Annotated in this window: 13 protein-coding genes; 5 read left to right on the plus strand and 8 right to left on the minus strand. The window is 44.3% G+C overall.

Annotated elements, in window-relative coordinates; translation table 11 throughout:
• The first annotated feature begins 143 nt into the window (after positions 1-143).
• Positions 144-311, plus strand: coding sequence for a hypothetical protein (locus tag JGK07_RS20970; protein ID WP_293178434.1), 168 nt, complete (start codon positions 144-146; stop codon positions 309-311).
• A gap of 273 nt (positions 312-584) precedes the next feature.
• Here JGK07_RS20970 and JGK07_RS20975 read toward each other — a convergent pair whose 3' ends face one another.
• Entirely contained in the window at positions 585-2,333 is a 1,749-nt protein-coding gene (locus JGK07_RS20975; RefSeq protein ID WP_293225429.1) for a hypothetical protein, read from the minus strand.
• Between the two features lie 373 nt (positions 2,334-2,706).
• Between JGK07_RS20975 and JGK07_RS20980 the strand changes: the two genes are divergently transcribed.
• Both JGK07_RS20980 and JGK07_RS20985 read left to right on the plus strand, forming a co-directional pair.
• Positions 2,707-2,940: a hypothetical protein gene (locus JGK07_RS20980; protein ID WP_293149962.1), complete on the plus strand. Its 234-nt coding sequence runs from the start codon at positions 2,707-2,709 to the stop codon at positions 2,938-2,940.
• Between the two features lie 44 nt (positions 2,941-2,984).
• Positions 2,985-3,200 (plus strand): hypothetical protein, encoded by a 216-nt coding sequence (locus JGK07_RS20985; protein ID WP_293149964.1) that lies wholly within the window; start codon positions 2,985-2,987, stop codon positions 3,198-3,200.
• Between the two features lie 618 nt (positions 3,201-3,818).
• Here the strand turns inward: JGK07_RS20985 and JGK07_RS20990 are convergent.
• From JGK07_RS20990 to JGK07_RS21010, 5 genes are all read right to left on the minus strand, one after another.
• Positions 3,819-4,895 (minus strand): transposase, encoded by a 1,077-nt coding sequence (locus JGK07_RS20990; RefSeq protein ID WP_293189941.1) that lies wholly within the window; start codon positions 4,893-4,895, stop codon positions 3,819-3,821.
• 219 nt (positions 4,896-5,114) lie between these two features.
• Positions 5,115-5,771: a hypothetical protein gene (locus JGK07_RS20995; protein ID WP_293178424.1), complete on the minus strand. Its 657-nt coding sequence runs from the start codon at positions 5,769-5,771 to the stop codon at positions 5,115-5,117.
• Between the two features lie 33 nt (positions 5,772-5,804).
• Positions 5,805-5,999, minus strand: coding sequence for a hypothetical protein (locus JGK07_RS21000; protein ID WP_293178421.1), 195 nt, complete (start codon positions 5,997-5,999; stop codon positions 5,805-5,807).
• A 50-nt stretch (positions 6,000-6,049) separates the two neighbouring features.
• Entirely contained in the window at positions 6,050-7,015 is a 966-nt protein-coding gene (locus JGK07_RS21005; RefSeq protein WP_293178418.1) for an N-acetylglucosamine kinase, read from the minus strand.
• 76 nt (positions 7,016-7,091) lie between these two features.
• On the minus strand, positions 7,092-7,448 hold the full coding sequence (locus tag JGK07_RS21010) for a zinc ribbon domain-containing protein (RefSeq protein WP_293178492.1): 357 nt from the start codon (positions 7,446-7,448) through the stop codon (positions 7,092-7,094).
• Between the two features lie 216 nt (positions 7,449-7,664).
• Between JGK07_RS21010 and JGK07_RS21015 the strand changes: the two genes are divergently transcribed.
• Positions 7,665-7,991 (plus strand): phasin family protein, encoded by a 327-nt coding sequence (locus tag JGK07_RS21015; protein WP_265235356.1) that lies wholly within the window; start codon positions 7,665-7,667, stop codon positions 7,989-7,991.
• 256 nt (positions 7,992-8,247) lie between these two features.
• On the plus strand, positions 8,248-8,853 hold the full coding sequence (locus tag JGK07_RS21020; RefSeq protein WP_293178415.1) for an FKBP-type peptidyl-prolyl cis-trans isomerase: 606 nt from the start codon (positions 8,248-8,250) through the stop codon (positions 8,851-8,853).
• 178 nt (positions 8,854-9,031) lie between these two features.
• Here the strand turns inward: JGK07_RS21020 and JGK07_RS21025 are convergent, their stop codons facing one another.
• Together JGK07_RS21025 and rplI are read right to left on the minus strand one after the other, a co-directional pair.
• A complete protein-coding gene (locus JGK07_RS21025) occupies positions 9,032-13,132 on the minus strand; it encodes a replicative DNA helicase (RefSeq protein WP_293178412.1) in 4,101 nt (1,366 codons plus the stop codon).
• Positions 13,133-13,409: 277 nt separating this feature from the next.
• Positions 13,410-13,868, minus strand: a complete 459-nt coding sequence (gene rplI / locus JGK07_RS21030; protein ID WP_293127513.1) for a 50S ribosomal protein L9 — start codon at positions 13,866-13,868, stop codon at positions 13,410-13,412.
• Between the last annotated feature and the right edge of the window lie 277 nt (positions 13,869-14,145).

Consider the following 14,145-nt stretch of genomic DNA (forward strand, 5'->3'; position numbering starts at 1 on the left):
GGCGACTCGATACAGAAAAAACTTATCTTTAACCAAGCTTGAATATATTGATCGCTCCTGCTCTTGGTTGGCAATCAATTATTCAGCAAGCCCTAATTACCGCGCTAGATCAGATCCAGAAAACCTCAACCTTTTAAAAAGCTATGGAATATTTAATTGGTGCGATCGTCCTCGGAATGTTGATTTGGGCCGGTATCGATATTGTGCATACCATCCGCAACTGGGAACTCAATCGCTCCGAAATCAACCAAAAAATTCAAGCTGAAATGGTCAAAGAGACATATTGCTGTCAATTTTGGGATTCTGAATAAGCACATAAAGTATAAAGTATCGTTCTGACGTATAGCGGTTCTCACAAAGATTCGCGGACGTTGTTGGGAAGAGAGCCCTCTTGGTTTAAGCGGTTATATAAGCTGTCAGTTATACCTCATCTTTTTGAGAAAGGCTATACCATTTATTGGCTGGTGCGTCAGCTTCAAAATTGTTAGTTTTTGGCAAAAATAATGCGAACTGACGCACCCTACTGATTCGGGTACTTAATGAATGGAAAATTTTAATTTAAATTTTCCATTCATTTATCATTTTTACCCCTTAGCCTCAACCCAAACCGTCATCCCCTCAACCCTCAAACCTTTGCCGCGAGTGCCGCAATATTGACCGTTAGAACCAACAGGAGTATCACCCACATTTTGAATGTGAGCGGTGTAAAATACATCGTAATTATCAGCTTTCACCCCAGTCAGCCGTGCTGCAAATCCTTCAATGCGCTTGGCTTTACCCCGGAAACCGGCTAATTCCCCTTCCTCAATCCAAGCAGTATCGCCAACTCCTTCAACGTGAGCCATGTACTGCAAATTTAAACCGGGAACCGGAGGCTCTATTTTAATTTGAAAACCTTCGACTCGGCGGCCTTGAGCTTTAGTACCGGCGTATTCTTTATCGCTAAAAGTGCGATCGCCAATTCCTTGAATGTGCGCCAACACTTTCAAACCCACAGGCCCCACAACTTGAGAACTCGCAGACGGCGCAATCCAAACCTTGATCCCTTCTATTCTCAAACCTTTGCCGCGAGTGCCGCAATATTCGCCGTTGGAGGACACCTCGGTGTCGCCGATATTCTGAATGTGAGCAGTATAGAATACGTCATACTTATCAGCTTGCGGCCCGCTCAACCGCACGGCAAATCCTTCAATTCGTTTCGCTTGACCGCGAAAACCGGCTAATTCCCCTTCGCCAATCCAAGGGGTATCGCCAACACCTTCGACATGAGCCATATACTCGACTGTTAAGCCAGGAATTTGTGGCTCAATATTAATTTGAAATCCTTCAACGCGGAGGCCTTTACCTTTAGTGCCGGCGTATTCTTGAGCGCTAAAAGTGCGATCGCCAATTCCTTGAATGTGCGCCAACACTTTCAATCCCAAACCGCCCTCTACTGGCACTTGTTGAATCTCGCGAGGTGCCCCAAACACAATGTTGCCGAAACCGGTTGCTTGGAGGGATTTAGGTACTTCCACGCTAGGAACGATAATCACCTCGTGCATGGGCGCCGTCGCGGCGGGGGATTCCAAAATTTGGATTTGTGGTGCAACTGTAACTTGTTTCGGCGCCGCATTTCCCGAGGGGATGATAATAACTTCCGGTAGAGGTTCGGTGCTGATTTTTGGTTCGGTTGCTGCTTGAAATACGGGCTCGACTTTCGCAGGTGCTGCTTTTACCATCTGCGAAACGGTTAATTTGCCTCTGGAAATGGCGACGGCTATTTGTTTCCCAAAAGCGGCGCTGACTGTTTCTTCGAGGATCACCCACTGTTCGTCATCTAGTTTGTCTTGCTGCTCCACCAGGGCGAGCACTGCTGCAACTGGGTGTTTGCCGCCCACTAAGGATTCTGCGTCGGAATGCAGTTGAGTTGGGGCGGATTCGGAAATGGCGCGGTGAAGTTCCCGAGCTCTGCCATGAACTGATTGTAAGGGCGCGAAGTCGCTTTGTTCGCGGTGGGCGATCGCCAATACTCGATCGAGCACTTTCAAAGCTGCATCGCGAATTCCTGCTTTACCAGCGGAAGCTGTGGCTGTCTCGACTAAGTTTTGAATGTCTTTGAGGGAAGCAATTTCCCCTGGGGCGAGGGCGGATTTATTGAGTTCGAGTGCTTTTTTTTGGACTTCTGCAAAGTTTCGGCTGTAGGCGCTAATTTCTTGAAGTAAGCTGTCCGAGGGAGGAAAGCCCGAGTCTTGCAGTTGTTTGGCTGCTTGGGAGAGTCGATCGGCTAAATTAGCATAAGTTTCCGATAATCTGGCTATTTGTTGTAACAAATCTTTAAGTGGTGCTTCCATAGTCTTGCCGTAAATATTTAACTTGCTGATTATAGACGGTGAGAGCCTTCTGAAGGTAGAAGGTAGTAGTCATGAGTCATGAGTCATCAGTCATGAGTCATGAGTCATGAGTCATGAGTCATCAGTCATTAGTCAAAGGGAATAAGAAAAATGCTCCCCCCTCTCCCCCTCTCCCCCTCTCCCATCTCCCCCTCTCCCCTCTCCCCCGCGTGATCCATGTCACACCCGTGCAAACACTTAGTCACACTTTGCGAGTCCGGCTGTCACGGCCGGCCATTAAAAATGTCACACAAATTGAGCAATAGCCGTCACTGCGGAGTCAGTGAAAACCGTTGATACTGAGGCTATTCAACAAATAAAACTCCCAAGTGTTATGGTACTGATTCGCGATCTCGCCCAACAAGCTCTGAGCCTAGGTTATTTAAGTCTGGAAGCCGAAAATCAACTGCGGCGGATGTTAACCACCACAAAGTATGACCTGGAAGACTTAAATGCTTTTATGAATTTGCAACTAGCAGCCATGTCCGGCTTGGTAAAACAAGAGTCTCGCGAACTCAAACAATTTGAAATATTTGGGGAGACCGCCTCGGAAACTGCTTGTTGGTAATTATTTTGCTTTGGACACCTTGAATTTTAGTAAGGAACATTTCGATCGTGCTGATTCGTGAAGTTGTAAAACAAGCTATTGACGCTGGATATCTGAGTTTGGAAGCGGAAAATGAAATGCAGCATATTTTTTCCTCGTCCAAGTGTGATTTGGAAGATTTGAATGCTTTTATGAGCTTGCAGTTAGCTGCGATGGCGGGTCGCGTGCGGCAAGAGTCTTTGGAATTGATAAGTTTGCCCACTATTTATGGAAAAAATTAATCCTGTTTATTCAGTCTTTGGGCTGGATAGACAGTGATTATTATGCCTAAAAATTAACTAATATTATAAGTGGATTTTCCCCCTAATTTTTATTATAACGCAATACCGTTCACTTAAGGCAGATTCGCCCTAATCCCCCGATCGAAGCAGTGCAGTTTTATTGTAGGAAAAATAAATCTGAAACTACCGAAAGCATCGCTCAAAGGTCGGGTGGCATATTAGACGCAATTTTCATATTCATAAATAAAGGTACGTAGTTGGGCTTGAGCCTCCTTTATATATATATAAAGAGGGCTAAAGCCCAACTACATACCTAATTATAATGACAATAAAATATCAGACATTACACCCCTGAAATCTTTGACCAAACTAACTAATCTATGGCTAGATGATGATCTAATCGCAAATAAGACTTGTCCCCTCAAACCAGAGTCTATCTGTCTGTTTTAACGGCTGCAAAAAAGTACAGAGCCACGCGAGTTGGGCCCTCGACTATTTGGGACGACTTCGACGCTCCAATACTTTAATTACTGCTATATAAATCCTAGACAAGTCTAGTCATTACTTCTCGTTTCATCGGGGGCATCGGAGCGGCTATCCCTCAACGAGCTTTCAAGGTTAAGCCAACCTTGATATGTTCAGACTGGCATTCAGATCGCGATCGATAGATATGCCACACGAACAACAATCATACGTGCGTTTTTTAAGCGGCATATCTTGAATATTCCCACAACTAGAGCAAGTTTTAGAACTTGGGTACCACCGACTAATTATCATTAGTTCGGAACCAAATTTTCGACACTTATATTTTAGTTGTCGTCTGAATTCATGAAATCCACAGTCAGCAATTGCTTTAGCCAACCTATGATTAGCCATCATTCCTGCTATGTTTAGGTCTTCAATTACTACTTTCGCGTGGTTTTTGCTTAAATAAGTAGTAACGTGATGAAGAGTATTATTGCGGAGATTGGCAATTAGACTGTGTTGACGAGCCACTTTCATTCTCGCTTTAAATCGGCGATTGCTGCCTTTCTTTTTTCTAGATAGTTGTTTTTGCAGTCGCTTCAGTTTCGCAGCCTCTTGGTAGTAATACTTGGGATTTTCAAACACAACTCCTGTCGAAAGTGTAGCTAAAGTTTTCACGCCTAAATCTACACCAACAACTTCATATTGTTTGGCTATTACTTGCTGACTCTGCTCGTAAGCAAAAGATAAATACCAGTCATCAGCAATCCTAGAAATTGTTATTTTAGAAGTAGTAACATTTGGCAATCCTTCAAACGTCCGAATCCAGCCAATTGTAGGCAATTTAATCCTTACCCCGCCAACTCTCATCGGCTTGCCACCAGCATCAAGAGTGAAAGCATCGTGTTGAAACTTCTTTTTAAAATGGGGATAAGCACCCAGTCCTTTAAAGAAACGATCGAACGCATTACCTAATTGGTCGAAAGCATATTGAGTGATCTTTTGACAAATCCCTTTTTCTTTAATCCATTCCAGCTCTGGCTTGACGTAATTATTGAAAAACTTTTTGAGAATATATTTGTTGGGCTTTAATCCATCTTGGTACAAGTTTTGCCAAGTCGCCAAACCCCAATTGTAAGTAAAACGAGCTATTCCAGCGTGTTTACTCATCAATTGTTTTTCGGCACTTGTTAATTTTAACTTTGTCTTGATTGATAACAGCACAAGCATCAATTAAATAACTTTCTCAATAGTACGCTTTGTCGTCTAGGTTTGTCAAGTGTTTCTATTACCTTATTTGTCTAGCCTTTGTCAACCTCCCATCCAATAATTCCGCCAACAAACATGGCCAAGCACAACCTTAATAGTATGCCTAGCCAATTATCGGGAGACCACAAGTTTGCGATCGACAATGTTTTGCTGCAAATACTTAATCGGAAGATTTTAATATTACCGCAGCACGATGTCCGATCGCAATCTGACTGATAAATCTTCTTCCGGGCGAATCACGATCACGTCAACACTGCGCCGCCCCAACAATACTCCCGCTAATGCGCCGATGCCAGCGCCTCCCAATACTTCTTCAGTGGCAATTGCCTTGTCCCCGGTAATGCCTGCTAGGGCTGCTGCTGCTGCTGCGCCTAATGCTGCACCTTGCGCTACTGAACCTGTGCCGGCACCTTTTTGAACTCTTTCGGTTCTGGTAATAACTCCGGAATAGCCATCAATCCGATAGCGTTGGCGGCGGCTGACAATTAACTCTCTGGCAACAAATTGAGTACCCCTTTGATTGCCCCTTCTAACCGGTCGCAATTCCCCGACAATTTGGCTGCCTGCGGGGATTAATACTCTTCCTTGATCTGTGCGGATGTCTCGCGATACGGTTAAAGTTAAAGGTGCAGTTTCATCGCGGGTAACAACAATTTTTTCTTTTTCGTAGCTAACTGGAATTACACTGCCAGACGGAATTCGGATGCTATCATATTGTGAAATTCGTTGTTGAGCTTCTGCGGGAGTAGCTACCACCAGAGGCGCGCTGGTTGCAACTGTAATGCCTACTGCGAGGATTGCTGCTGTTGCTGAGCGCCATTTGTGAGAAGTAATCATATAATTTGTCTCCTTGGTTTTGTTTTGTTTTACTTAGGAATGTACTACTGCTAAATCTGTTTCGCGTTTCGGATTCATTTGATGTTTTAATGATGGCAGGTAGAGATTCTGCAAGTTGGGAAGATAAGGTAGATAATCAAGAATTTTTAATTTTGGCAAAATCTCGAAAATTGGCAAGGCTGGGGCGATCGGGAAGATAAGGAAGATAAAGGAGAGATTGGGATTCATCGTCCTTTTAGCAGTTAAGCTGAAATCCTAGCAGGAAGCGCCGGACGAGCTTAATTCTTGAGAGCGTTTAATGCTAACAACGCTGCACCGAAAGCTGGTTCGGATCGGGGCAAAATTACCTTAGCATTCGGGGCGATCGCACTTATCGCACTTTCAAACCTACCCCGGAAATTAGCTTCTGAACCCCACACACCTCCAATCGTCACAATTTCAAATTCTTCTGTGGGGCTAAACAGCGCTGAAATAGCTGTTTTGGTGGAAAATGTTAATTCTGCCACAGCACGACTAATAATGCCGTCAGCGACGCGATCGCCCTCTGCTGCTGCTCGATCGACAATCGGCGCTAAAGCTGCAATTTCTGTCACTCCCCAACCGCGCCGGTAAACGACTTCTACCAATTCTTCCAGGTTATTTAGACCTAAATGCTGTTGAAATTTTTGGGCCAGCACGGTAAACTCCGAGCGTCCGTCATAGAACTTCAAAGCAGCTTGCAAACCCGCAATCGCGATGTCATATCCGCTACCTTCATCACCTAAAATATATCCCCAACCGCCGACTCGTTTAGTTTTCCCTTGACGGTTTTGCCCGAAAACGATCGAACCAGTTCCAGCAATAACGGCGATACCGACTGGATTGCCGACACCGCCCACAAGTGCGATCGCGCAGTCGCTGCAAATTACGATATTTCTGGGCAAGAGCGATCGGGTTACTGGTAAAGTATTCGTCAACTGCAAGTTCTGCACTACAAATTGCACTATTTCAATATCTTTTGGACGCGCGACGCCGGCTAGTCCCAGACAAATTGCTTCTATGTTGAGATTGCTATTTGGCTCTATTTTAGCGGACAGAACTGCTCGTTCGATTGCCACTTCAATTGATTGTTTTGCTGTCTCGATTCCCTGCGTTTGATAATTTGAGGGCCCTGCTTCCCCCCGTCCCAAAACAACTCTGTTTTCGTCTATTAAGATGCAGATAGTTTTAGTTCCGCCGCCGTCGATGCCGAATACGTAACTCATGGATAATTTAGAGAATGAACCGCATAGCAAGCCCGACATACGCAGATATCTCTATTCTACGCTTGATATAATTAGATTAAATCGACAGGGCAATGCTAATAATAATTAAACCAAATAAAGCCAGCCAAACGACATTTCGCTGACACCAATTTTTGATTGATTGGGGCCAGCCACCACTGATATAACGGCTCGTCTGTGGTACCAGCGGCTCAGCTCGATCGTGATAAAGCGTGCATTCTTTGGCGAAGGGACGCTGCGGGTAGTTGCAGGTGTCGTCTTCGTGGTAAGTACAGGTAGCGCACAGAAATTCTGCGGATGCCGATCGATAAAGCGGGATACCCGGATGACCGAAAGCTTTGAGAGGGGTTTTGCAGTGGGTGCAGGCGATCGCTCGGGAGTCTACAGGTTGGTGACAGCGGGGACACTCAGGCATTGGATAGCAGGGTGATGGGGTAATTTTGTCGGGAGGCTTATTAGCGGGTTTTCCGAACGCCGATTGGCGGGTTAAACTCGCCAGCAGGCTGCTGGATGCTCCAAAATAGAAAGGTAGGTCAGTGCTGATGTAACTAAAATTGTACAAAGGGTTTCGCAGCGACCGCAGGCGACCTGAGCCGATCGGGTATTTTGGGGCAAACAGTAGGAAAAATCTATGGATAACAATAGCAACTTACTCAAACAACTGGTAATGCTGGGCATTGGTACTACATCCTTGGTGGCGGAGAAATTGCAGGAAGCCAGCGAGCAATGGGTCAAAGATGGCAAAATCAATCCCGAGCAAGCCAAAACCTTTGTCGATGACGTGACTGAACATCTCAAGTCCGAGCAGGGCAATTGGGATACGCAGTTGCAGCGCCAACTCCGGAATATGCTGCAAGATATGGGCGTTCCCCGACAGTCGGAAATGGATGAGTTGCGCGGCAGGCTCGATCGTCTCGAACGTCAGATGCGGGATCTAGAAAACCGTAACTGGCGCTAAGTGCGATCGCGCGCTCTCGCTGCGATCTTGTGATAAAATTGTCACCCGAACGCAGAAGGCTCAATCAGGCACTTATGAATGAAAGCAGAAGGTAGAATTACAAAGATTCTGACTTCATACTTTCTTTTGCCTTTAAAATTAACTGGCAGCCGCTATTTTTGGGCGGAAAAGTTCAGATAAAATTTTGTAGTTCTTGTTGTACTAGATGTCTTAGATATCTGAGATATCGCGGTTAAAAGTGTCAGGAGGATTAATTTTGCAAGGAATTCTGGTCAGCTTGGGCGTAATGCTGGTTTGCTTTGTGTTTTTGATAGTCGCTCAAATGAGCGGCTATGTACCTACAGCAGTTGCCTCCGAAGTGAATAGTCCTTTAACCGATGCTGCGCTTGAGATACTCTCAGCGAAGTCTTTCACTGAAGATAGCTTGCTAGTAGCTGATGCTAATTTACCAAAAGAACCAGCTACTATTGCTGGCAATAACATGACTGGAAATACAGAGAAAACTGAAAATACTGAGAAAACTGTTACCACAGGTTCAGGTCTGAAATATGTTGAATTGAAAGAAGGTAATGGGGCGACTCCAAAAATCGGTCAGACGGTTGTAGTGCACTACACTGGCACTTTGGAGGATGGCACGAAATTTGATAGTTCGCGCGATCGCAATTCTCCTTTTCAGTTCAAAATTGGCGTCGGTCAAGTAATTAAGGGTTGGGATGAAGGTGTCGGTACAATGAAAGTTGGAGAACGCCGCAAGTTGATTATTCCGCCTGAATTAGGTTATGGTGCTCGCGGTGCGGGCGGGGTGATTCCTCCTAATGCTACGCTGATTTTTGATGTGGAATTATTGAAAATCGCTGGCTAGGTAGCTCAACCTAATTAAACTTAAAACTTTGGCGATATTTAGAAACCCGGTTTTTTTAAGAAACCGGGTTTCTGTTATAAGTTCGTAGTGAAGACTTCAGTCCTCTGATTAGACTATTAGTCAATTAGGACTGAAGTCCTGACTACAAACCTATTTTACCGCGTTCGTTTGAGTTGATTTAAGAGCGCTTCGGAGATGCTAAATTGCGGAACGAGGTAAATTGGGCGTCAAATAATAGTTTGATGATGCCTGTGGGGCCGTTTCTGTGTTTGGTGATGATGACTTCGGCAATTCCGCGATCGGGCGAATCGGGATTGTAATATTCATCGCGGTACAACATAATTACTAAATCAGCGTCCTGCTCGATGCTATTATGAGCGTACAATCCTTGTGTAGAAAAGTTTTGAACTTTATCTACTGTTAGATCGTAAACCATATCTTCGCCGATGAAATCTATTTTTTTTATCTTATCCCAATAGACATCGCTAACAGCAATTTTCCTAATTTCCTCAGAGCCTAGAAGAGTCCCTAACTGCGTAGCTCGTTCTCGGCTGACATCACATTGATAGGAACTGTCGCCACAATAGCGCACGCCCAAAACTGATTTAATTTGTTTAGTTGTTAAACCTAAATTTTCTCGGGCAATATTAACTTGGGTTCGCCAAACTTGGTTAGGAATTAAATCTCGGTTTGTATTAGCCCGTCCAGAATTTTCTAGATATATTTTGACTAGGGCTAAACTTTCTTGTTTATAATTGCCAACCGCACCAATCCGATCTACAAATTTCTCTATATCTTGCTTCCCACTTACCCATATTTGATATTGAGTTCGTCCTTTATTACCTTGGCAAACTGATTTTAAGGAGGCATTAATATTCAATCTTAATAATAACGATTGAACTCCCCGCGCTAGTTTTTTGCTACTAGACGCATAATAAATACTGGGATAGTGGGAATTGTCTTTACTCGTGCGGATACAACCATCGGTTGCCCATAGGTGTCGAAGGAAAAGAGCGATCGATTCTTGGGGTTGGGTAAATACTAAACTGGGAATAAATTTTTCATGGGAACGTAAACCAAAGACTTCTAATTGTTCTAGCCATTTAGTAATCGGATTTTTAATATTGGGAGCGAGATGATAACTAGCAGGGAGATAAACTTGATACCAATCACGTTCGCGTTTGATACGGGAATTAATTTCATCACCAAATACTTCTCTACCCAAGTGTGCCACTAATTCAGCTAAATCTAATTCTCGCGTCGTGTACTGAATGGTATGTCGAGGTAAAGTACAACCATCACCAATTAAATGTCCTAGTAAAGCTAATTCAGCATTACCCATCGTCTGCACTTCAGTACAAGGAATTGAGCGAGGTGTAGCAATTCGATCACCTATTTTTAATTCATCTAAACGCTTCCAACCATCTGATGTAAAGAACTTATGATTGCCTGTTGCTGTAATCGATTTCCCCAAGCAAGTTGTCATCTCCCATACTGGCTTGATTCCAGTAGAAAAAGCATTAGTCACCATTGCTCTTTCCTGTTTCATGGTATCTAAATTTAATCCCCAAACAGCAAAGCCAGATTTACCGACTAAATCGCGAATCGGGACTTCTAATCCACTATCAGCCATAGTAACTAAACTATCACCACTCAGACATCCACTTTCCCGTAAATCCGACATCATCGGCCGCTTATTTGTCCTCGCTTCCACACTTCGACTCAACTGAGACAAAGCAATAATCGGCACGTTGATCTCGCGGGCTAAACCTTTGAGACTTCTGGTAATTCGAGATAATTCTTGCACGCGGTTGTCGCTGCTACCTTCCATTAATTGCAGGTAATCTAGCAAGATTAATCCGAGAGATCCGCCTTGTTCTGCTTGGAGGCGGCGGACTTTGGAGCGAATCTCCATCACGGTAATATTAGGAGTATCATCAATAAACAGCGGTAGTTCTGATAAGTTACCAATGGCTGTACTGATTGGCTCCCATTCGTTTTGACTGATTCTGCCCGATCGCAACCTATTACTTTCTATTTTGGCTTCACTGGACAGAATACGCTGCACTAGCTGTTCTTTCGACATTTCCAAGCTAAAAACGGCAACCGGTAATTTTTGCCCTCCGGCGGCGATGTGGTGCGCGATGTTGGTACAAAAGGCCGTATTGTGAACGCAGATATCATTAGCAACAAAATTGTGTGTCTCCGGGATAGTTAAGTCATAGACTTGCTTGTTTCCCATCGGTTCGATCGAAACTATTTCATCCCAGTAAACCTCGCTATCTGCAAGTTGTTTCAGCCACGAATTATTTAAAGCAGTTGCTAAAACCAAAAGTCTTTGCCTGGACAGCGCACGTTGACCAACGTGAATATTGGAATAACCTTTGATGCCTGCGCGTTTTGCTAAGGATGCCCAAGATTCGTTGCCTTTGGCTAATGCTATGTATTCCCAAACCTCGACAGGAATTAAATCACGGTTATTGTGAGATTTTTTGTTTTCTAGTGCTTCTTTAACTTTAAACAATGCTTCTTCTTTGCCAAAAATGCCAATCTCTGATATAAATATTTTGATAGATATAGCATCAGTAATATCTATAAACCAAGCTGGATTACGAGTATTTTTATATTTAACTAAACGTTTTTTGAGGGCGGCAATGATGCCAAATCTCAGCAGTAGATGCTGTACGTGTCTAGCTAGTCCTTCGCTGACAGAACAGTAGCCTAGTTGAGATTGACCGCTGGTAAGTAGGGTAGCCCAGCCGTCAGTGGAAAAGAGGCGGTTGAGGAAAAGGGCAATTTGCGATCGCTCCAATCTAAAAACTATGTCTGGTACTGTTTTCTGGTGAGCATTTTTTCCCATCAGACCTAATTCTTCTAACCAGTATCTCAGCGGGTTTTGATGCAAGGTATTAATAGCCTCCATTCCCGGGCCGGCTAGTTTTTTGGGAGCGACATCTAAAGTTTCACAGATGCGACTAAATAATTTTTGCTTTGGGAATGCCAATCCTAGCACCCAATCCGAGGCTAAATCGGGTGAAACCTTCAATATTTTAGCAAATTCTTTAACATACAAATGTTGTTCTTTAAGGACTTTTTGCAAATTCAGACCAAAGAAAGATATTTTGTCTTTGTAACTGTCTCGATCGCCCATGACGTAATATTCTGGTGCGCGTCTCCCTTGATCGTTGTATCGCAGCCTAAGACCTCCGAAGCTAGTAGCAGCCTTAGCAAAGTCTTCTAGTATAGCAGTATTTCCATTGGTGAAGTGCGGCGCGCTGCGTGTCAAACACCCATCGCCAATTAGATAAGCCAATAACTTAACTTCACAGTCACGAATGGTTTCTTTACCAAAAACATCCATCCTGCGGGGTACAGCAATTTTATCGCCTGCTTGTATTTCCCCCAACTGCCGCCAACCCTTAATTGTTAAAAATGGGTGTGTAATTGTAGTTTCTATAAAGCGTCCCAATCTGGTTGTGACGCGAAATACAGGCTTAATTCCATCATCTATAAAAGCAGATGGTCTAGTTAGATGAAACTTCCAATCTTTTCCTAAAGTTAGTAATTCAGCTTGACGTTTTTGATAGATTTCTTCAATGGTAGCAAGGCTTCCATCGCTTTGAAGCGTTATGGTAGAGCTTGCTTGGCATTTGCCCATTGCCGGCCTGGCAGCAACGATGATTAAATCCGATCGCTGAAAGCCGCCTGTCATGGCATCTAAATCATAAAAACCGCACGGAATACCGGGAAGCGTGAGGCCTTCATTGCGATTTTCTAAGTCTTGAAATGTTTGGTTTAGGGTTTCGCCGATCGATACTAAATCTTGTTGCGGGCGGTCTTGAGTGATGCCGAAAACTTCTTGTTCGGCACGGTCTAAGACTGTTTCTAGTGGCGCTGATGTCTCGTAACCTAATTGTACTATGTTGTTGCCCGCTTCGATCAATCGGCGCCGCTGATATTTGTCTTCGACTAAAGCTGCATATTGGTCGATGTTGACTGCTGAAACTGTGCGATCGACTAATTGTGCTAATTTAGTTAATCCTCCGACTTGTTCTAACTGGTTGCGATCCGTCAGCCAAGTCGTTACGGTCATTAAATCCGTCGGTTGACCTTGCAAAAATAGCCCTAATGCCGATCGATAAATGACTTGATGAGCGGTGATGGCAAAAAACTCTGGTCGCAAGATTTCAGAAATTCGGGAAATAGCTTCGGGGTCGATTAAAATCCCGCCCAAAATTGCTTCCTCTGCCTCTATATTTGTCGGCATCAAATCGCTCATTAGTCAATAGTTATTGGTTATTGGTTATTGGTTATTGGTTATTGGTTATTGGTTATTGGTTAGTGGTTATTGGTTAGTGGTTATTGGTTATTGGTTAGTGGTTAGTGGTTATTGGTTAGTGGTTAGTGGAAAAACAAATGACAATGCCCTATGCCCTATGCCCTATGCCCTATGCCCAATTCCCTATGCCCAATTCCCTATGCCCAATTCCCTATGCCCAATTCCCTATGCCCTATGCCCAATTCCCAATTCCCAATTCCCAATTCCCAATACCAAATTACATCGGGACAACTTGAACATCAACTTCGGCGGTAACTTCTGCGTGGAGTTTGATTTCAGCTTTGTATGTACCAGTGCCGCGAATTTCGGGCAGGGTGATGCCGCGCCGATCGACTTCTTGACTGGTAGAGTTGAAGATCAGCTCTGCTACTTCTTGGTTGGTGACTGTACCAAAAATCGCGTCTCCTTCGCCGACTTGCTTGGAGATGATGAAAGGCCCGGCTGCTTCCAGGGCGGTTTTGCGGACTTCGGCTTGCTGCTTGAGCTCTAGCTGGCGCAGTCTTTCTTCTTCTCTGCGGCGGGCTGCTTGCTTGAGAATGCCGGGAGTGGCTTTAAATCCCATTCCTTGGGGTACTAGGTAGTTGCGGGCGTAGCCTGGGGCTACTTCTACTACGTCGCCAGCTTTGCCGAGTTTGCTGACATCTTTGTTTAAAACTAATTGGACGCGCTTGGCCATGATCGTTGATTGTGGGGTTTTAACTGCAACTTTCTATAATAGCGAAGTTTGACGGGCGATCGCAAGGGAGAAGGAAGAGTTGGCAGTTGGCAGTTGGCAGTTGGCAGTTGGCAGTTGGCAGTTGGCAGTTGACAGGACTAAGAGTCCTTCTTAATCAGGTTCGTAGTAAGGACGAAGAGTCTTCTCCGATTTCTGCACCACCTTCGCTGTAGACGGATGAATGCACCAAAAATGATATCTCATCCTTATTCCGTGGGACTTCTGTCAACTGTCAACC

The sequence above is a fragment of the Microcoleus sp. PH2017_24_DOB_U_A genome (assembly GCF_020738205.1).
Taxonomy (GTDB): Bacteria; Cyanobacteriota; Cyanobacteriia; order Cyanobacteriales; family Microcoleaceae; genus Microcoleus.

Bases quoted from the DNA above. Each gene is read 5' to 3' on its own strand.
- JGK07_RS20970 (WP_293178434.1), top strand. From the start codon at position 144: ATGGAATATTTAATTGGTGCGATCGTCCTCGGAATGTTGATTTGGGCC.
- JGK07_RS20975 (WP_293225429.1), bottom strand. From the start codon at position 2,333: ATGGAAGCACCACTTAAAGATTTGTTACAACAAATAGCCAGATTATCG.
- JGK07_RS20980 (WP_293149962.1), top strand. From the start codon at position 2,707: ATGGTACTGATTCGCGATCTCGCCCAACAAGCTCTGAGCCTAGGTTAT.
- JGK07_RS20990 (WP_293189941.1), bottom strand. From the start codon at position 4,895: ATGCTTGTGCTGTTATCAATCAAGACAAAGTTAAAATTAACAAGTGCC.
- JGK07_RS20995 (WP_293178424.1), bottom strand. From the start codon at position 5,771: ATGATTACTTCTCACAAATGGCGCTCAGCAACAGCAGCAATCCTCGCA.
- JGK07_RS21000 (WP_293178421.1), bottom strand. From the start codon at position 5,999: ATGAATCCCAATCTCTCCTTTATCTTCCTTATCTTCCCGATCGCCCCA.
- JGK07_RS21005 (WP_293178418.1), bottom strand. From the start codon at position 7,015: ATGAGTTACGTATTCGGCATCGACGGCGGCGGAACTAAAACTATCTGC.
- JGK07_RS21010 (WP_293178492.1), bottom strand. From the start codon at position 7,448: ATGCCTGAGTGTCCCCGCTGTCACCAACCTGTAGACTCCCGAGCGATC.
- JGK07_RS21015 (WP_265235356.1), top strand. From the start codon at position 7,665: ATGGATAACAATAGCAACTTACTCAAACAACTGGTAATGCTGGGCATT.
- JGK07_RS21025 (WP_293178412.1), bottom strand. From the start codon at position 13,132: ATGAGCGATTTGATGCCGACAAATATAGAGGCAGAGGAAGCAATTTTG.
- rplI (WP_293127513.1), bottom strand. From the start codon at position 13,868: ATGGCCAAGCGCGTCCAATTAGTTTTAAACAAAGATGTCAGCAAACTC.